The sequence below is a fragment of the Brevibacterium picturae genome (assembly GCF_900105045.1).
In the GTDB taxonomy this organism is placed as follows: Bacteria; Actinomycetota; Actinomycetes; order Actinomycetales; family Brevibacteriaceae; genus Brevibacterium; species Brevibacterium picturae.
On record NZ_LT629739.1, the window covers coordinates 616,905 to 635,878 of the forward strand.

18 protein-coding genes are annotated in these 18,974 nt (G+C 61.6%); 4 read left to right on the top strand and 14 right to left on the bottom strand.

The genetic code is table 11. The features are described 5' to 3' along the window. Position 1 precedes the first annotated feature (1 nt). The 12 genes from rpsC to rpsL all read right to left on the bottom strand — a co-directional run bounded on the left by rpsC (position 2) and on the right by rpsL (position 9,235). Positions 2-817: a 30S ribosomal protein S3 gene (gene rpsC, locus BLT92_RS02910; RefSeq protein ID WP_092102997.1), complete on the bottom strand. Its 816-nt coding sequence runs from the start codon at positions 815-817 to the stop codon at positions 2-4. Then, on the bottom strand, positions 817-1,203 hold the full coding sequence (gene rplV, locus BLT92_RS02915; protein ID WP_092102999.1) for a 50S ribosomal protein L22: 387 nt from the start codon (positions 1,201-1,203) through the stop codon (positions 817-819). The genes rpsC and rplV overlap by 1 nt, the downstream gene beginning before the upstream one ends. Before the next feature lie 42 nt (positions 1,204-1,245). Beyond that, a complete protein-coding gene (gene rpsS, locus BLT92_RS02920; protein ID WP_092103002.1) occupies positions 1,246-1,527 on the bottom strand; it encodes a 30S ribosomal protein S19 in 282 nt (93 codons plus the stop codon). A gap of 15 nt (positions 1,528-1,542) precedes the next feature. After that, on the bottom strand, positions 1,543-2,379 hold the full coding sequence (rplB, locus tag BLT92_RS02925) for a 50S ribosomal protein L2 (protein ID WP_092103005.1): 837 nt from the start codon (positions 2,377-2,379) through the stop codon (positions 1,543-1,545). Positions 2,380-2,409: 30 nt separating this feature from the next. Continuing rightward, complete coding sequence (gene rplW / locus BLT92_RS02930; protein WP_092103008.1) at positions 2,410-2,709, bottom strand: 50S ribosomal protein L23; 300 nt, start codon at positions 2,707-2,709, stop codon at positions 2,410-2,412. After that, on the bottom strand, positions 2,706-3,359 hold the full coding sequence (gene rplD / locus BLT92_RS02935; protein WP_092103011.1) for a 50S ribosomal protein L4: 654 nt from the start codon (positions 3,357-3,359) through the stop codon (positions 2,706-2,708). Before rplD ends, rplW begins: the two co-directional genes overlap by 4 nt. Positions 3,360-3,364: 5 nt before the next feature. Continuing rightward, positions 3,365-4,039 (bottom strand): 50S ribosomal protein L3, encoded by a 675-nt coding sequence (gene rplC / locus BLT92_RS02940; protein WP_092103014.1) that lies wholly within the window; start codon positions 4,037-4,039, stop codon positions 3,365-3,367. A gap of 11 nt (positions 4,040-4,050) precedes the next feature. Beyond that, the gene (gene rpsJ / locus BLT92_RS02945; RefSeq protein WP_009379191.1) at positions 4,051-4,359 is read right to left on the bottom strand and encodes a 30S ribosomal protein S10; all 309 of its coding nucleotides are present in this window, start codon (positions 4,357-4,359) and stop codon (positions 4,051-4,053) included. A 519-nt stretch (positions 4,360-4,878) separates the two neighbouring features. Next, positions 4,879-6,072 (bottom strand): elongation factor Tu, encoded by a 1,194-nt coding sequence (tuf, locus tag BLT92_RS02950; RefSeq protein ID WP_092103017.1) that lies wholly within the window; start codon positions 6,070-6,072, stop codon positions 4,879-4,881. 115 nt (positions 6,073-6,187) lie between these two features. Beyond that, entirely contained in the window at positions 6,188-8,293 is a 2,106-nt protein-coding gene (gene fusA, locus BLT92_RS02955; protein ID WP_092103019.1) for an elongation factor G, read from the bottom strand. Positions 8,294-8,390: 97 nt separating this feature from the next. Beyond that, positions 8,391-8,861: a 30S ribosomal protein S7 gene (gene rpsG / locus BLT92_RS02960; RefSeq protein ID WP_092103022.1), complete on the bottom strand. Its 471-nt coding sequence runs from the start codon at positions 8,859-8,861 to the stop codon at positions 8,391-8,393. Continuing rightward, positions 8,861-9,235 (bottom strand): 30S ribosomal protein S12, encoded by a 375-nt coding sequence (rpsL, locus tag BLT92_RS02965; RefSeq protein WP_092015674.1) that lies wholly within the window; start codon positions 9,233-9,235, stop codon positions 8,861-8,863. The genes rpsG and rpsL overlap by 1 nt, the downstream gene beginning before the upstream one ends. Positions 9,236-9,712: 477 nt before the next feature. On the opposite strand from rpsL, the gene BLT92_RS02970 reads away from it, so the two are divergent. Together BLT92_RS02970 and katG are read left to right on the top strand one after the other, a co-directional pair. Next, a complete protein-coding gene (locus BLT92_RS02970; protein ID WP_092103025.1) occupies positions 9,713-10,189 on the top strand; it encodes a Fur family transcriptional regulator in 477 nt (158 codons plus the stop codon). A gap of 78 nt (positions 10,190-10,267) precedes the next feature. Next, positions 10,268-12,475 carry a catalase/peroxidase HPI gene (gene katG / locus BLT92_RS02975; protein ID WP_092103028.1) on the top strand — a complete coding sequence of 736 codons (2,208 nt, stop codon included), beginning with the start codon at positions 10,268-10,270 and terminating at the stop codon, positions 12,473-12,475. Between the two features lie 39 nt (positions 12,476-12,514). Here the strand turns inward: katG and BLT92_RS02980 are convergent, their stop codons facing one another. Beyond that, positions 12,515-12,913 (bottom strand): glycosyltransferase, encoded by a 399-nt coding sequence (locus BLT92_RS02980; protein ID WP_157691307.1) that lies wholly within the window; start codon positions 12,911-12,913, stop codon positions 12,515-12,517. A 119-nt stretch (positions 12,914-13,032) separates the two neighbouring features. Between BLT92_RS02980 and BLT92_RS02985 the strand changes: the two genes are divergently transcribed. Next, entirely contained in the window at positions 13,033-13,719 is a 687-nt protein-coding gene (locus tag BLT92_RS02985) for a DUF1707 SHOCT-like domain-containing protein (protein ID WP_092103034.1), read from the top strand. Next, positions 13,716-14,741, top strand: a complete 1,026-nt coding sequence (locus BLT92_RS02990) for an ATP-dependent 6-phosphofructokinase (protein ID WP_092103037.1) — start codon at positions 13,716-13,718, stop codon at positions 14,739-14,741. The genes BLT92_RS02985 and BLT92_RS02990 overlap by 4 nt, the downstream gene beginning before the upstream one ends. 301 nt (positions 14,742-15,042) lie before the next feature. Here BLT92_RS02990 and BLT92_RS02995 read toward each other — a convergent pair whose 3' ends face one another. After that, positions 15,043-18,915, bottom strand: coding sequence for a DNA-directed RNA polymerase subunit beta' (locus BLT92_RS02995; RefSeq protein ID WP_092103040.1), 3,873 nt, complete (start codon positions 18,913-18,915; stop codon positions 15,043-15,045). Positions 18,916-18,974 lie beyond the last annotated feature (59 nt).

Below are 18,974 nucleotides of genomic sequence, written 5' to 3' on the forward strand. Positions count from 1 at the left end.
GTCAGCCCTCCGATCCGGCCTCAGCCGCAGGGGCTTCGGCGTTGTTCTCAGTGGTACGGGCCTGGTCGTTCCGGCGGGGTGCGCCTTCCTGACCACGACCACGGCCTCCACGACCGCGCCCACGGCCACGAGGACCACGAGCAGCAGGAGCCTTGGCCTGTTCGGCAGCAAGCTCCTGGTCGGTCATATCGCCCTTGTAGATCCACACCTTGACGCCGATGCGTCCGAATGTGGTGTGTGCTTCGTGGAAGCCGTAATCGATGTTCGCACGCAGGGTGTGCAGAGGCACACGACCCTCGCGATAGAACTCGGAACGGCTCATTTCAGCACCGCCGAGGCGGCCGGAGCACTGCACGCGGATGCCCTTGGCACCTGCACGCTGGGCGCTCTGGATCGACTTGCGCATCGCACGGCGGAAGGCCACGCGGCTTGCCAGCTGCTCGGCAACTCCCTGAGCAACGAGCTGCGCGTCGATCTCTGAGTTCTTCACCTCAAGGATATTGAGCTGAATCTGCTTGCCGGTGAGCTTCTCGAGCTGACCGCGGATGCGGTCGGCTTCGGCTCCACGACGTCCGATGACGATGCCCGGGCGGGCGGTGTGGATGTCGACTCGGACACGATCACGCGTACGTTCGATGTTCACCTTGGAGATGCCAGCGCGCTCAAGGCCCTTGGTCATCATCTTGCGGATCTTCACATCTTCGAGCACGTAGTCGCTGTAGCGCTGACCCGGTTTCGTCGAGTCAGCAAACCACTTCGACTTGTGATCCGTGGTGATTCCGAGTCGGAATCCGTTCGGATTGATTTTCTGGCCCATTAACGGTTCCCCTTCCGGCTCTTGCGCTGAGGCAGGTCGTCGCCGCTGGCCAGGACCACTGAAACGTGGCTTGTGCGCTTCTCAATGCGGAAAGCGCGACCCTGTGCTCGCGGGCGGAACCGCTTCATGGTTGGCCCCTCGTCTACGAATGCTTCGGAGATGACCAGTTCGTTCTCGTCGAACGCAATGCCCTCCTCGTCGGCCCGGACTCGCGCATTCGCGACGCCGGAGGCAACGAGCTTGTAAATCGGATCTGATGCCGACTGTTCTGCAAACTTCAACACCGCAAGTGCTTCGGTCGCCTGCTGACCACGAATGAGGTCGATGACGCGCCGAGCCTTGCGAGGCGTGACGCGCAGGTAACGCGCCTTAGCCTTGGCTTCCATCGCTTCCTTCTCTCTTGTCTAGGATCGTAGGAGTGCCCCGCCTCAGCGGCGGCGACCCTTACGATCGTCCTTTTCGTGGCCACGGAACGTCCGTGTCTGGGCGAACTCGCCAAGCTTATGTCCGACCATGGCTTCAGTGATGAAGACTGGAACATGCTTGCGTCCGTCATGTACTGCGATGGTGTGTCCCAGGAAGTCCGGGATGATCATCGAGCGACGAGACCATGTCTTGATTACATTTTTAGAGTTCTTCTCGTTCTGAACAGCCACCTTCTGGTACAGATGTTCATCGACGAAAGGACCCTTTTTGAGGCTACGAGGCATAAGTCAGTACTCCAATCAGCGCTTCTTGCCGGTCCGGCGACGGCGCACGATGTACTTGTCGCTCTCTTTGTTCGGCCGGCGTGTGCGGCCTTCTAGCTGACCCCACGGGCTGACTGGGTGACGTCCACCCGAAGTACGGCCCTCGCCACCACCATGCGGGTGATCGATCGGGTTCATGACGACACCACGCACGGATGGGCGCTTGCCCTTCCAACGCATACGGCCTGCTTTGCCCCAGCTGATATTCGACTGCTCGGCATTGCCGACCTCGCCGATCGTCGCACGGCAGCGGGCATCAACATTGCGGATTTCGCCCGAAGGCATCCGCAGCTGAGCAAACCGGCCGTACTTCGCAACGAGCTGCACGGATGAACCGGCAGAGCGAGCGATCTTGGCACCGCCGCCTGGACGCATTTCAACTGCGTGCAGCACGGTGCCGACTGGGATGTTGCGCAGGGCAAGGTTGTTACCCGCCTTGATGTCTGCGCCCACTCCCGCTTCAACCTGTGCACCCTGCTGAAGATTCTGCGGGGCGAGGATGTAGCGCTTCTCGCCGTCTGCATAGTGCAGAAGAGCGATCCGCGCGGTGCGGTTCGGGTCATATTCGATGTGTGCGACCTTCGCCGGAACGCCATCTTTGTCATGGCGGCGGAAGTCGATGACACGGTACTGACGCTTGTGGCCGCCGCCCTGATGGCGAGTGGTCACGCGTCCCTGACTATTGCGGCCACCGCGCTTGGGCAGTGGGCGCAGAAGTGACTTCTCCGGTGTAGACCGGGTCACTTCGACGAAGTCGGCGACCGATGAGCCACGGCGGCCCGGGGTCGTCGGCTTGTGCTTACGGATTCCCATGAGTCTTGTCCTTCTTTTACGAAGGATCGCTTAGAGCGATCCACCGAAGATGTCGATCGATCCGTCCTTGAGGGCGACAATGGCACGCTTGGTGTCCTTGCGCTTACCCCAACCGGTGCGGGTGCGGCGGCGCTTGCCCTGACGATTCAGGGTGTTGACCTTGGCAACCTGCACATCGAAGATCGATTCAATGGCGTGCTTGATCTCGGTCTTGTTTGACCCCTGGTCGACGAGAAAGGTGTACTTACCCTCGTCCATCAGGCTGTAGGTCTTTTCCGAGACGACCGGTGCGACGATGATGTCGCGTGGGTCCTTGAAGTTCAGACTCATGATGCGTCCTCCGATTTGCGGTATCCGCCCAGGAACGTCTCCAGCGCTGACTCGGTGAACACGATGTCATCGGCGATCAGCACATCGTATGTGTTGAGCTGATCCGAGGTGAGGACGTGCACGTGAGACAGGTTGCGAACGCTGCGCTCGGTGAGCTCGTCGTCACGGTCGAGCACCACGAGGGTGTTCTTGCGATCGGAGAGGCCGGCCAGAGCGAGCTTCGCCTGCTTGGTCGACGGTGCTTCGCCGGTGATCAGGTTCTTCACAACGAAGACCTGATCGAGACGTGCACGATCCGAGAGAGCGCCGCGCAGTGCAGCGGTCTTCATCTTCTTGGGGGTCCGCTGCGAGTAATCGCGAGGAACCGGCCCGTGCACGATTCCACCGCCGTTGTACTGAGGAGCGCGGATCGAACCCTGACGGGCGTTGCCGGTTCCCTTCTGGCGGTAGGGCTTGCGACCGCCACCGCGTACTTCGGAGCGGGTCTTTGTCTTGTGTGTACCCTGACGGGCTGCTGCCAACTGCGCGACAACAACCTGGTGAATCAACGGCACATTGGTCTGCACGCCAAAGATCTCGGCTGGCAGGTCAACGGATCCTGTTTTCGCACCAGTGGCATCGACAACGTCGACTGTCTTGATATCAGTCATTACGTTCAGCCCTCCTTCGCGGCCGAGCGAACGAGAACGACCGCACCCTTGGGACCAGGTACGGCACCCTTGATGAGCAGGAAGTTGTTCTCGGTGTCCACGGCGTGGATCGTGAGGTTCTGGGTGGTGTGCTTGACGGCACCCATACGGCCAGCCATGCGCATACCTTTGAACACGCGACCCGGGGTCGCGGCTCCGCCGATCGAACCCGGCTTGCGGTGGTTGCGGTGCTGTCCGTGGGAGGCGCCGACACCGGCGAAGCCGTGACGCTTCATGACACCGGCGGTTCCCTTACCCTTGGTCTTAGCGGTCACGTCGACCTTGATCCCGGTGTCGAAGGTATCGACTCCGAGTTCCTGACCCAGTGCATAGTCAGCAGCGTCTGCTGTGCGCAACTCGACAAGGTGACGGCGTGGAGTCACGCCGGCCTTCTCGAAGTGGCCTGCAGTGGGCTTGTTGACCTTGCGCGGATCGATCTCGCCGAACGCGATCTGCAGTGCGGGGTAACCATCGGTTTCCTCGTTGCGGATCTGAGTCACGACGTTGCTGCCGGCGGCCACTACGGTCACCGGTACGAGATTGTTCTGCTCATCCCAAACCTGGGTCATACCCAGCTTGGTACCCAGAAGGCCCTTGACCTTGCGGGTGGTAGGGAGAGCTGATGAACGATTGTTCGCCATGTTTGCCTCCCTTAGAGCTTGATCTCGATGTTGACGTCGTCAGCGAGGTCGAGACGCATCAGCGAGTCGACTGCCTTCGGCGTCGGATCGACGATGTCGATCAGACGCTTGTGCGTGCGCATTTCGAAATGCTCACGGCTGTCTTTGTACTTGTGTGGCGAACGGATGACGCAGTACACGTTCTTCTCCGTTGGCAACGGCACGGGGCCCACAACAGTCGCACCTGCGCGAGTGACGGTGTCCACGATCTTGCGTGCAGCACTGTCAATCACAGCATGGTCGTACGACTTGAGCCGAATGCGGATTTTCTGTCCCGCCATGGCGTCGTCTCTTTCTTTAGTTGCTTCCGGCCATCAACCAGCAGTCGATCGAAATCGTCTGTGGTCTGTGCCGGCTGACCATGACCGACCCCCGAGGTCGGGCGTGTCGGCAAATCCTGACGGAGAATTTTTCAATCCCCAGGGAGGGCCGACGGCGCTTCTACTCATTGGCTGCTCGGTCCGAACCCGCTGTAACGCAGATTCATCGATCCGATAGTGTTCCGGGCTGTTCGCGGTATCTCTACCGCAGTGCAGGGGCCAACGCCCAAAACGCAACTTCACCATCTTGTCACATAGCACTTCATCCGCGCAATTCCAGGCATCTGTCCTGTGAGGCATATCATGCTCGCACGCCGCTGAGAGTCAGGCGAGTCACGCGCGAGTCAGGCGAGTCACGCGCCGAGGCGGTTCTTCGTTGTGAATGCACGTAACCCCGGTCCAATGGACCGGGGTTACGTATCGATCGTTCAGAACCGAAGTCCCGGACTCAAGGCCGAAACCTCAATGATCGACGGTATATCAGGCGGTGATCTTGGTGACTCGACCAGCGCCGACGGTGCGTCCACCCTCGCGGATTGCGAAGCGGAGGCCCTCTTCCATAGCGATCGGCTGGATCAGCTCGACCGTCATGTCGGTGTTGTCCCCGGGCATGACCATCTCGGTGCCCTCAGGCAGCTGGATGACGCCGGTGACGTCGGTCGTACGGAAGTAGAACTGAGGACGGTAGTTCGAGTAGAACGGGTTGTGACGTCCACCCTCGTCCTTGCTCAGGATGTAGACCTGACCCTCGAAGTTCGTGTGAGGGGTGATCGAACCCGGCTTCACGATAACCTGTCCGCGCTCGACGTCCTCGCGCTTGGTTCCGCGCAGGAGCAGTCCGACGTTCTCGCCTGCACGTGCGTCAGGCAGAGTCTTGCGGAACATCTCGATTGCGGTGACGGCCGTCTTGGACGACTTCTCCTTGATGCCCACGATCTCAATGTCATCGTTAGGCAGCAGGACGCCGCGCTCCACACGACCGGTGACGACGGTTCCACGACCGGTGATCGTGAAGACGTCTTCCACAGGCATGAGGAATGGCTTGTCGATGTCACGCTCCGGCTCGGGAACATTGTCATCGACGGCTTCCATGAGGTCTCCGATGGCCTTGACCCACTTCTCGTCGCCTTCCAGCGCCTTGAGAGCGGACACAGGAATGACGGGAGCGTTGTCGCCGTCGAAGTCCTGGCTCGAGAGCAGATCGCGCACCTCGAAGTCGACGAGCTCGAGGAGCTCCTCGTCATCGACCATGTCGGACTTGTTCAGCGCGACAACGATGTAGGGCACGCCAACCTGACGCGCGAGCAGAACGTGCTCACGGGTCTGCGGCATCGGACCGTCGGTAGCGGCGACCACGAGGATCGCGCCGTCCATCTGAGCAGCACCGGTGATCATGTTCTTGATGTAGTCGGCGTGACCAGGGGCATCGACGTGAGCGTAGTGACGCTTCTCGGTCTGGTACTCAACGTGCGAGACGTTGATGGTGATGCCGCGCTCCTTCTCCTCAGGTGCATTGTCCACCTGGTCGAAGGCGCGAGCCTCATTGAGATCTGGGTACTTTTCCGCCAGGACCTTTGTGATCGCTGCGGTCAAGGTGGTCTTTCCGTGGTCAACGTGGCCAATGGTGCCGATGTTGACGTGCGGCTTAGTCCTATCGAAACTAGCCTTTGCCACTGGGTTCCTCCTCGTGGTTGGCAAAAGATATGCGGTTCATATCTTAGACCTTTGTTGGTTATCTTTCATTCCGGTGAACATGTTCTTGCTCACCAGGGCGACCGGGGACCGGAGATTACTCTCCGCCACGCATCTTCTGGACGATCTCTTCGGCAACAGCCTTCGGGACCTCCGCATAGCTGGAGAAAGTCATCGTGTACACCGCACGGCCCTGGGTCTTCGACCGCAGATCACCGATGTAACCGAACATCTCCGACAACGGGACCACAGCCTTGACGACCTTCACACCGGAAGCATCGTCCATGGACTGGATCTGGCCACGCCTGGAATTCAGGTCGCCGATGACGTCACCCATGTATTCCTCAGGGGTGCGCACCTCGACGTCCATGACCGGTTCCAGCAGAACCGGCTTCGCCTTCTGGACGGCCTCCTTGAAGACCATCGAGCCGGCGATCTTGAATGCCATCTCCGAGGAGTCGACATCATGGTAGGCACCATCGACCAGTGTGGCCTTGACGCCGACCATCGGGTATCCAGCGAGGACACCGAGCTGCATGGCGTCCTGGATACCGGCATCGACGCTCGGAATGTATTCGCGTGGCACACGGCCACCCGTGATCGCATTCTCGAACTCGTAAATGTTATCGCCTTCGACCTCGAGAGGCTCGAAGGTGACCTGGACCTTCGCGAACTGTCCCGATCCACCCGTTTGCTTCTTGTGGGTGTAATCGAACTTCTCAACAGTGCGACGGATGGTCTCACGGTAGGCGACCTGCGGCTTGCCGACGTTCGCCTCGACCTTGAACTCACGACGCATGCGGTCGACGAGGATGTCGAGGTGAAGCTCGCCCATTCCGCGGATGACGGTCTGACCGGTCTCCGCGTCGAGTTCGACCCGGTAAGTCGGGTCTTCCCTGACGAACTTCTGGATGGCCGACGACAGCTTCTCCTGGTCACTCTTGGTCTTGGGCTCGATGGCCACAGAGATCACGGGTTCAGGGAAGGTCATCGACTCGAGAGCGATCGGAGCGCTCGGGTCGCACAGCGTGTCACCGGTGGTTGTCTCTTTGAGACCGATGAACGCGTAGATGTGGCCGGCGATGGCCTCTTCGACGGGGTTCTCTTTGTTGGAGTGCATCTGGAAGAGTTTGCCGACACGCTCTTTCTTGCCGCTCGTCGAGTTGAGAACCTGCTCGCCCGACTTCACCTGTCCGGAGTACACGCGAACGTATGTCAGCGTGCCGAAGAAGGCGTGAGTAGCCACCTTGAACGCGAGAGCCGAGAAGGGCTCCTTGACCGAGGGCTTGCGGATCAGCTTGTCGTCCTCGTCACGAGGGTTCTCTCCGACCATGGGAGGGACCTCGAGAGGCGAAGGCAGGTAGTCGATCACGGCATTGAGCATGGGCTGGACGCCCTTGTTCTTGTAAGCCGAACCGCACATGACCGGGAACGCCGTGGAGTTGACGACGAGAGAGCGGATTCCGCCCTTGATCTCGTCGATCGAGAGCTCTTCGCCCTCAAGGTACTTCTCCATGAGTTCATCGGTGGCGTCAGCAACATCCTCGACGAGCTGAGCACGGTATTCCACGGCCTTGCTCTGGAGATCCTCAGGGATCTCGATCTCGGTCATGTCCTGACCCTTCTTGGACTCATCGGGCCAGATGTAGGCCTTCATCTCAAGAAGATCGACGATGCCGGCGAAGTCGGACTCGGAACCGATCGGCAGCTGGATGACCAGCGGCTTGGCACCAAGGCGTTCGCGGATGGTGTCGACGGTGAAGTAGAAGTCAGCGCCGAGTTTGTCCATCTTGTTGACGAAGCACACGCGCGGCACGTCGTACTTGTCGGCCTGACGCCAGACGGTCTCGGACTGCGGTTCAACGCCTTCCTTGCCATCGAAGACGGCAACGGCGCCGTCGAGGACGCGCAGGGAGCGCTCAACCTCGACGGTGAAGTCGACGTGGCCCGGGGTGTCGATGATGTTGATCTGGTTGTCGTGCCAGTAGCAGGTGGTGGCAGCCGACGTAATCGTGATGCCGCGTTCCTGCTCCTGATCCATCCAGTCCATCGTCGAGGCACCGTCGTGGGTCTCGCCGATCTTGTAGTTCACACCGGTGTAGTAAAGGATGCGTTCGGTTGTGGTGGTCTTACCGGCATCGATGTGGGCCATGATGCCGATGTTGCGGACCTTGTTCAGGTCGGTGAGCACGTCAAGTGCCACGGTGTCTCTCTCTCACTCGATGATGTGATCGACTCCCCCGCTGCCCGGTCGGCAGACTCCGAGTGGTGCCTGCCGACCGGGTTCCTGGGAGGAATGATTACCAGCGGTAGTGGGCGAAGGCCTTATTGGACTCGGCCATCTTGTGGGTGTCTTCGCGACGCTTCACAGCAGCTCCGAGGCCGTTGCCTGCGTCGAGAATCTCATTCATGAGGCGTTCGGTCATCGTCTTCTCACGACGCTGGCGGGAGTAACCCACGAGCCAGCGCAGTGCCAGTGTCGTCGAGCGAACCGGACGAACATCAACCGGCACCTGGTAGGTTGCGCCACCGACACGGCGAGAGCGAACCTCGAGGGACGGACGGATGTTGTCGAGAGCCTTCTTCAGGTTGACGACCGGGTCGTTGCCGTTCTTCTCACGGGTACCTTCGAGAGCACCGTAGACGATGCGCTCAGCCGTCGAACGCTTTCCGTCGAGCAGGATCTTGTTGATCAGCTGCGTGACGATCGGCGAACTGAAGACCGGGTCAACGACGATCGGTCGCTTGGGTGCAGGACCTTTACGTGGCATTACTTCTTCTCCCTCTTCGCACCGTACTTGCTGCGTGCCTGCTGACGGCCTTTGACACCCTGGGTGTCAAGCGAACCGCGAACGATTCGGTAGCGCACACCTGGCAGGTCCTTGACACGACCGCCGCGCACGAGCACGATCGAGTGCTCCTGCAGGTTGTGTCCTTCACCTGGAATGTAGGCAGTCACTTCGATCTGGCTCGAAAGCTTGACACGAGCAACCTTGCGAAGAGCCGAGTTCGGCTTCTTGGGTGTAGTGGTGTACACACGCGTGCACACTCCACGACGCTGCGGGCTGCCCTTCAGGGCAGGAGCGTCGGATCCTGCGGAATTGACATGTCGTCCCTTACGGACGAGCTGCTGGATTGTCGGCACTAAGCGTTCTCCATTTGCTTCTCGATAGACCTAATTCCCAACGTTGGCCATGACGTCAGCCATGTCTGTGAACCGTGGGACATATCCGACTGAACACCGGGTGAAGCTTCACGCCCGATGCCAGTATCCGCGCGACGCAGTGAACCCTGCACTCGGGTGTGTCGCGAAGACACACAACCTCGGCAGAATGACACGTCGGCGGCCTGCATCTGACGAATTCTCACAATGGTCCGGATCTCACAAAACATCCGGCATGGTCATTCGCCGACACAGATAACACAATCAGTCGCGTCCTAGAATATCGTGGTCGTGTGCATCTGGTCAAAATCCGCGACTGTGCGCTGCGCGACACGCGTGCCACTCCCCCTGCGCAGGCAATCTCCGCGGACCGAAGCATGAGGCCGATGACGGTCAAGGCTCGTGCACGCACCCACTCCCTTCCTTGACCCATTCAAGAAAAGGCGGCAAGCTATAGCCGTGGCTGAGAACAAGCATGGACACGAATCGGATCCGACCGCAGCATTGCGGAACAGCTCCCTTCGCGTGACGAAGCAGAGGGTCGCGGTACTCGAGGCCGTGTGCGATCACCAGCACGCAGACACAGAGACCGTCATCCACGCTGTCCGAGAGCACCTCCCCGAGGTGTCGCATCAGGCGGTGTACGACTCTCTGCACACGCTCACCGAGGTCGGTCTCGTGCGGCGCATCCAGCCGTCCGGGTCCGTCGCCCGCTATGAAAGGCGCATCGGGGACAATCATCACCACCTCGTCTGCCGGTCATGCAGTCTCATCGTCGATATCGATTGCACGGTCGGACAGGCCCCCTGTCTGACCCCTTCGCACGACGCGGGATTCGTCATCGAGCAGGCCGAGGTGACCTTCTGGGGCCTGTGTCCCGATTGCGCCGCGTCCACATCGTCGTCGCGACACCCCGAACCCGCCTCGGCGGTCTGAGCCGATCCATCCCTTCGACAAGGCCACCACCTTGTCTTCAACCGAGCCCTGACTGGACTCGACTGTGAAAGGAACACAATGAACGAAAGCCCCACGGGCGGCTGCCCAGTCGCCCACACCACCTCGGCAGCGGCGCCCGCGCCCGAGACCGAAGCGTTGGCCCGCCCCAGCCAGGGTGATGCCAACTCCCATTGGTGGCCGAATCGCCTGAACCTGAAGATCCTGGCCAAGAACCAGCCGGCACGGGATCCCATGGACGAGGGATTCGACTACGACGCCGAGTTCGCCAGCCTCGACTACTATGCGCTCAAGGCCGACATCGAAGAGCTGCAGAAGACGAACGCCGACTGGTGGTCGGCCGACTTCGGACACTACGGTCCGTTCATGATCCGTATGGCCTGGCACTCGGCAGGAACCTACCGTGTTCAGGACGGACGCGGCGGCGGTGGCGAGGGACAGCAGCGGTTCGCCCCGTTGAACTCCTGGCCCGACAACGTCGGCCTCGACAAGGCTCGTCGGCTGCTCTGGCCAGTCAAGAAGAAGTACGGCAAGAAGATCTCCTGGGCCGACCTGTTCATCCTCGCCGGCAACGTGGGATTGGAGTCCATGGGCTTCGAGACCTTCGGCTACGCAGGTGGCCGCAAGGACGTGTGGGAACCCGACAACGACGTCTACTGGGGTTCGGAGACCGAATGGCTGGGCACCGACAAGCGCTATGTGGGTAACCGCGAACTGCAGAAGCCGCTGGCCGCGACGACCATGGGCCTCATCTACGTCAACCCCGAGGGCCCGGAGGGCAAGCCCGATCCGCTGGCAGCGGCGATCGACATCCGCGAAACCTTCGCCCGGATGGCAATGAACGACGAGGAGACCGTCGCGCTCATCGCCGGCGGACACACCTTCGGCAAGACCCACGGTGCCGGCCCAGAGTCCCACAAGGGCGGCGACCCGGAAGCTGCCCCGATCGAAGAGCAGGGACTGGGCTGGAAGTCCGATTTCGGCACGGGTCAGGGCAACGACACCGTCGGCAGCGGCATCGAGGTCACCTGGACCTACCACCCGACCCGCTGGGACAACGAGTTCTTCCACATCCTCTTCGCCTACGAGTGGGAGGTCTTCGAAAACGACGGCGGGCACCTGCAGTGGCGCCCGATCGACGGCGGTGGAGACGACATGGTCCCCATGGCACAGGGTGACGGTCGCCGCGAGCCCCGTATGCTCACGACCGACCTGTCCCTGCGTTTCGATCCCATCTACGGCGAGATCTCGCGGCGCTTCAAGGATGATCAGAAGGCCTTCGAAGACGCCTTCGCCCGTGCCTGGTTCAAGCTCACCCACCGTGACATGGGCCCGGCCACCCGCTATCTCGGACCCGAGGTTCCCACCGAAGAGCTGATCTGGCAGGACCCGGTCCCAGAAGGCACCCCTCTTGATGAGGCCGGCCTCGAGGCCGTCAAGGCCGCCGTACGCGAGTCGGGCCTGACCGTCTCCCAGCTGGTGTCCACCACTTGGGCTGCAGCGTCCACGCACCGCCGCTCGGACTTCCGCGGCGGCGTCAACGGCGGACGTCTGCGCCTCGAACCTCAGAAGAGCTGGGAGGTCAACGAACCCGCGAAACTGGCCGAGGTCATCACCGTCCTCGAGGGCATTGCCGCCGACACCGGCGCCTCCTTCGCCGATGTTCTGGCAATCGCCGGAGCCGTCGGCATCGAGACCGCAGCACAGGCAGCCGGACATGATGTCAGCGTCCCGGTGACCACGGGCCGCGGAGACGCAACCCAGGAGCAGACCGATGTCAACTCGTTCTCCTTCCTGGAGCCGACTCATGACGGATTCCGCAACTACCTGACAGAGAGCCTTCCGCTGTCGGCCGAGCACCTTCTCCTGGACAGGGCCAGCCTCCTGGGCCTGACCCCGTCGGAGCTGACCGTGCTCATCGGCGGACTGCGCGTCCTCGGCGCCAACTATGAAGACTCCGACCTGGGCGTCTTCACCGATCGCCCGGGCGAACTGACGAACGACTTCTTCGTCAATCTGCTCGAACTCGGCAATGTCTGGAAGCCGGTCGGCCCGTCCGAGACCGCCAACGTCTACGAGTGCTTCTCCCCCAACGGAGAGAAGCTGTGGACCGGCAGTCGCATCGACCTCCTCTTCGGCGCCAACTCAGAGCTGCGCGCCATCGCCGAGGTGTACGCCTCCGATGACGCCAAGGAGAAGTTCGTCAACGACTTCGTCAAGGCCTGGAGCAAGCTCGTCGAAGCCGATCGTTTCGATCTGCACCGTTGAGTCAGATCGACTGTCGCCGAGGCGGACAGCTGTTCACCCTCAGAACTGCAGACTGATTCGGAGACCAGCAGCGCACCTGAGGGACACTCCGGACAGTGAATCAGCTCCCGCGTAGATGACCATAGACTCCAGACGAAGATGCCCCCACCAGACTCGGTGGGGGCATCTTCGTTTCTGTATGCATCGCCCGACTTGAGTGGACTCAGCCAGCGTCGCACCGATCGCCGGAGTCGAATCGGTGCTCGCAGTGTCGGCGATGATGATCGTGACCTCGGTGGACCGCGCCGTGCCCGCAGCGAGCAGCTTCTCGATGGATGCAGCGAGGCCTGACTCCTCGTTGTACACCGGAACGACGAGGTCGACGGTCGTGACCGGGCGGGTGCGGGTGATGGCCGGTTCTGCCTGGGACTCCTGCCAGGCGATGCTGTGCTGTCTCATGCAGACAACAGTTCCGCTCCGGCTTATGCCCACCATTGGTCGAATCTGTGGCCAGCCTGTGGGATTTGTCGGTTCCTTCTCTCGCCTGCACAAGTGTGTCCCCCGCTACACTGGTCACCATGGCCAAAGAAGATTCCCCGAACTCTCCCGCGCCGCGCATACGCGCTTCAGACAAGGACCGAGATGCGGTTCTCGGCGTCATCGCCGAGGCTGTCAGCAGTGGTCGACTCGACCCGAACGAAACCGCCGAACGTCAGGACGAGGCGATATCCGCCAAGTACCTCGATGAGCTTCTGCCCCTCATCGTGGATCTTCCCGAAGGCCACGACCTCTATATGTCCTTACAGAGACAGACCGGCGGGGGTACGACCGCAGGCACCACGCTCGCTCGCCACAGCGGCCCCACTACCTTGGCACCGGTGGCCGAACCCGGCTCCGGGGAACCGATGAACTCCGTCGCGATCATGTCGGGCCGCGAGCTCGATGTCCCCGCAGGAACCTCGGACATCACCACCTACGCTCTGATGGGCGGCGACAACGTCGACCTCTGCGATGTCATGGGCCCCGGAGTGACAGTCTCGCTGACGTCGTATTCGATGTGGGCCGGCCACGACATCTATGTCCCCCCGGGAGTGCGAGTCCGCGACGACACGATCAACATCATGGCCGGCAATGAGATCCGCGGATCCGCCAAAGGCGACGGATCCAACGGGACGCTGATTCTCAAGGGAGTTTCCCTCATGGCGGGCCACGAAGTGCATTTGGCCAAAGGCTACCGAGCAAAGGATCAGGGGCAATTGGAATGAAGATAGGCGTACTGACTTCCGGCGGCGACTGCCCCGGACTCAACGCGGTCATTCGCGGAATCGTCCGCAAGGGCATCCGCTCCCACGACGATACGTTCGTCGGGATCCGCGACGGGTGGCGCGGTCTGCTCGAAGACGACGTGTTCAACATGTCGATGCTCGACGTTCGTGGGCTCTCCGGCCGAGGCGGCACCATCCTCGGCACGTCCCGCACCCACCCCTATGAGGGCGGCGGACCGGATCGGATGCGCGAGGTCATGGCTTCCCACGGCATTGATGCGATCATAGCGATCGGCGGCGAGGGCACGCTGGCCGGTGCCTCGCGACTCGTGGCCGAGGAGGGGCTCAACATCATCGGCGTCCCGAAGACCATCGACAATGATCTCAGCGGCACCGACTACACCTTCGGCTTCGACTCCGCCCAGGCCATCGCCACCGAGGCGATCGACCGTCTCAGGACCACGGCCGAGTCCCACCATCGGTGCATGGTCATCGAGGTCATGGGTCGCAACGTCGGTTGGATCGCCCTGCACGCCGGTATGGCCGGTGGTGCCCACGCGATCCTCATGCCCGAGTTCCCAGTTTCCTTCGATCAGATCGAGGAATGGGTGACCTCGGCCAGGGACCGCGGCCGTGCTCCCATCGTCGTCGTGGCCGAAGGCTTCATCCCGGAAGGTCTCGACGAACAGGTCGCAGACCGCGGTGTCGACAACAAGGGACGGACCCGCCTCGGCGGAATCGCGGACTTCCTGGCACCGAAGATCGAGGAGATCACCGGGATCGAATCCCGTGCCACCATCCTCGGGCACCTGCAGCGAGGCGGCTCCCCCACCGCCTACGACCGTGTCCTGTCGACACGGCTGGGCATGGCCGCGGCGGATCTGGCGCAGAATGGCGACTGGGGCAAAATGGCGAGCCTCAAGGGCACGGAGATCCACTCGGTCGACATGGCCTCAGCCGTCGATCGCCTCAAGTCTGTTCCGCTCCAGCGCTGGGAAGAGGCTCAAGTCCTCTTCGGCTAGACGCACACGAGGCCGCCGACTAAGACGCGCCTCACAGAAGCGGTCGCAGGCAAACGGTCGGTATGTCCTGGTCGAATAACTCGAGATACTCGACCAGGGCTTACCGACCGTTTGCTCTTCTGACGGGGCTCAGTGCCATAGTCCGAGGAACTTCTGTCCCAATGTATTTGCTCGTGGGTTCGCAGAAGCTGCTGGTGAATCACGAAGAGGGGCACCCACCATCAGGTGGGTGCCCCTCTTGCTATGCCTGTCGGCTCAGCTGGATGGCTCAGCGGCAGGGTGTCGACTCAGACGTCGCGCCTCAGCTGAAGGCGCCGTAGTCGTAGTCCTCCAGCGGGATGGCGGATCCGGAATCGGACCCGATGCCTGCGTAGAAGTCGCCGTAGCTGTTCGTGAACATCTCGGCCTTCGCCTCTTCGGTCGGCTCCACCACGATGTCGCGGTGTGTCTGCAGGCCGGTGCCCGCAGGGATGAGCTTACCGAGGATGACGTTCTCCTTGAGACCCATCAGGCTGTCTGACTTGCCTTCCATGGCGGCCTCGGTGAGGACGCGTGTCGTCTCCTGGAAGGACGCGGCCGACAGCCACGAATCGGTGGCCAAGGAGGCCTTCGTGATGCCCATGAGTTCGTCACGGGCCGATGCCGGCTGGCCGCCTTCGGCGACCACACGGCGGTTCTCGCCCTGGTAACGCCCACGGTCGACCAGCTCACCGGGCAGCAGGTTGGTGTCGCCCGACTCGATCACGGTCACGCGACGCAGCATCTGCCGGACGATGACCTCGATGTGCTTGTCGTGGATGCCCACGCCCTGCGAGCGGTACACCTTCTGCACCTGTTCGACGAGGAAGCGCTCGGCCTCACGACGACCACGAATGCGCAGCACCTGCTTCGGATCGACAGCACCGACGACCAGCTGTTCGCCGGCCTTGACGTTCTGTCCGTCCTCGACCATGAGACGGGCACGCTTGGAGACTGCGTGCTCGATCTCGTCGCCGCCGTCATCAGGGGTGATGACGACGAAGCGGGTCTTGCGGCTGTCGTCGACCTTGGCACGTCCGGTCGCCTCGGCGATGGGAGCGAATCCCTTCGGTGTGCGAGCTTCGAAGAGCTCGGTCACACGCGGCAGACCCTGGGTGATGTCACCCGAGGACGCCGCCGCACCACCCGTGTGGAAGGTACGCATGGTGAGCTGGGTTCCCGGCTCACCGATCGACTGGGCTGCGACGGTGCCGATGGCTTCGCCGATGTCGACGAGCTTTCCGGTGGCCATCGAACGCCCGTAGTGCATGGCCGAGATCTCCGTATCGGAATCAGCGGTGAGCACGGAGTGAACCTTGAGCTCCTCGATCCCGGCGGCGACCAGCGTATCGATCGTCTCTGCGGTCACGTCGGTCTTGCCCGGCACGATGACGTTGCCATCGGTGTCGGAGACGTCTGAGACCGTGAGTCGCCCGTAGAGGCTCGTCTCCGCATATTCGTGCGGCACGAGCTTGCCCTCGTGGTCACGCTCGGCCGCGGGCAGGGTGATGCCCTTGTTCGAGTCGGCGTCAGCAGTGCGGACGATGACGTCCTGCGACACGTCGACGAGGCGACGGGTCAGGTAACCGGAGTCAGCGGTACGCAGAGCGGTATCGGCCAGACCCTTACGAGCACCGTGCGAGGCGATGAAGTACTCCAGCACCGACAGTCCCTCACGGTAGTTCGAGACGATCGGTCGGGGAATGATCTCACCCTTCGGGTTCGTCACCAGTCCACGCATGCCAGCCAGCTGGCGGACCTGCATCCAGTTACCGGATGCACCGGACTCCACCAGACGCAGAACCGAGTTCTCCTCCGGGAAGTTCGTCCGCATGACCTGGTCGACCTTCTCAGTCGTCTCGGTCCACAGCTTGACCAGCTCGTTGCGGCGTTCGTCATCGGTGAGCGCACCGAGTTCGTACTGCTGCTGAACCTTCGTGTCGAAGGCCTCGGCGTTGTCGAGGATCTCGGTCTTGGCTTCGGGAGAGACCACATCGGACATCGAGATGGTGATGCCCGACCGGGTCGCCCAGTAGAAGCCGCCGGCCTTGAAGTTGTCCAGCGTCTGCGCGACATCGACCTTGGGGTATTCCTCAGCCAGGTAGTTGATGATGCGGCTGAGTGCCTTCTTGTCGATCGTGGAGTTCATGAACGAGTAGTCAGCAGGCAGGTAATCGTTGAACTGTGCACGACCAAGTGTGGTCTCCACATCCAGCGGATCGCCTGCCTCCCAGCCTTCGGGAACCTCGAGATCGTCGCCGGGAACGACGTTCTCAAGACGGATCGTGATGACCGAACCGAGGTCCAGCTCGCCCCGGTCGAAGGCCATGATGGCTTCGCCGAGGCCGGTGAAGGAACGTCCCTCGCCGGCCAGACCCTTGCGCACGGAAGTCAGGTGGTAGAGACCGATGATCATGTCCTGTGAGGGCATGGTCACGGGCTTGCCGTCCGAAGGCTTGAGGATGTTGTTGGCCGAGAGCATGAGCACGCGTGCCTCTGCCTGGGCCTCGGGGCTCAGCGGCAGGTGCACGGCCATCTGGTCACCATCGAAGTCGGCGTTGAACGCCGAGCAGACGAGGGGGTGCAGCTGGATGGCCTTACCCTCGATGAGCTGCGGTTCGAATGCCTGGATGCCAAGGCGGTGCAGGGTCGGTGCACGGTTGAGCAGCACCGGGTGTTCGGTGATGACCTCTTCGAGCACGTCCCACACCTGAGGGTGCTGACGCTCGACCATGCGCTTGGCCGACTTGATGTTCTGTGCATGGTTGAGATCGACCAGGCGCTTCATCACGAAGGGCTTGAACAGTTCCAGAGCCATGGTCTTGGGCAGACCACACTGGTGCAGGTGCAGCTGCGGACCGACGACGATGACCGAACGGCCCGAGTAGTCCACACGCTTGCCCAGGAGGTTCTGACGGAAACGTCCCTGCTTGCCCTTGAGCATGTCCGACAGTGACTTCAGCGGGCGGTTGCCCGGTCCGGTCACAGGACGGCCGCGACGGCCGTTGTCGAACAGTGAGTCCACGGCTTCCTGCAGCATCCGCTTCTCGTTGTTGACGATGATCTCGGGAGCACCGAGGTCCAGCAGACGCTTGAGGCGGTTGTTGCGGTTGATCACACGACGGTAGAGGTCGTTGAGGTCAGACGTGGCGAAGCGTCCACCGTCGAGCTGCACCATCGGGCGCAGTTCGGGCGGCACCACAGGAACAACATCGAGGACCATGCCCTCGGGGTTGTTGTCAGTGGTCAGGAACGCGTTGACGACCTTGAGACGCTTCAGGGCGCGGGTCTTGCGCTGGCCCTTGCCTGTCGCGATCAGTTCACGCAGCTTCTCGGATTCGGCATCGAGGTCGAACTCGAGCAGACGCTTCTGGATCGCCTCGGCGCCCATGGCGCCTGTGAAGTACAGGCCGAAGCGGTGGAACATCTCGCGGTACAGGCCCTCATCGCCCTCGAGGTCGTTGACCTTGAGGTTCTTGAACCGATCCCACACCTGCTCAAGGCGGTCGACCTCACGGTCGGCGTTCTTGCGCAGCTTGTCCATTTCCTTCTCGGCGACATCGCGCAGCTTCTTCTTGGCCGGGGCGGAACCGCCGTCGGCCTCGAGTGCTGCCAGGTCCTCTTCGAGCTTCTTGGCGCGACGATCGATGTCGGCGTCACGGCGGGTGCCGATCTGCTGCTTCTCGATGTCGATCTTGTTCTGCAGGCTGGGCAGATCACGGTGGCGGGAGTCCTCATCCACCGTGGTGATCATGTAGGCGGCGAAGTAGATGACCTTCTCGAGGTCCTTCGGCGCCAGGTCCAGCAGGTAGCCCAAGCGTGAGGGAACACCCTTGAAGTACCAGATGTGAGTGACAGGTGCGGCCAGCTCGATGTGTCCCATGCGCTCACGGCGAACCTTGGCACGGGTCACCTCGACGCCGCAGCGCTCGCAGATGATGCCCTTGAAGCGGACGCGCTTGTACTTGCCGCAGGCGCACTCCCAGTCACGAGTGGGTCCGAAGATCTTCTCGCAGAAGAGTCCGTCCTTCTCGGGCTTGAGTGTGCGGTAGTTGATGGTCTCAGGCTTTTTCACCTCACCGTGTGACCAGCCGCGGATGGATTCCGCAGTGGCAAGACCGATACGTAGCTCATCAAAGAAATTGACGTCAGGCACGTAAATCCTCTTTCCTGGCGATGAACATCTCGTTCATCGCGAAGTTGTGTCGGTTGAAG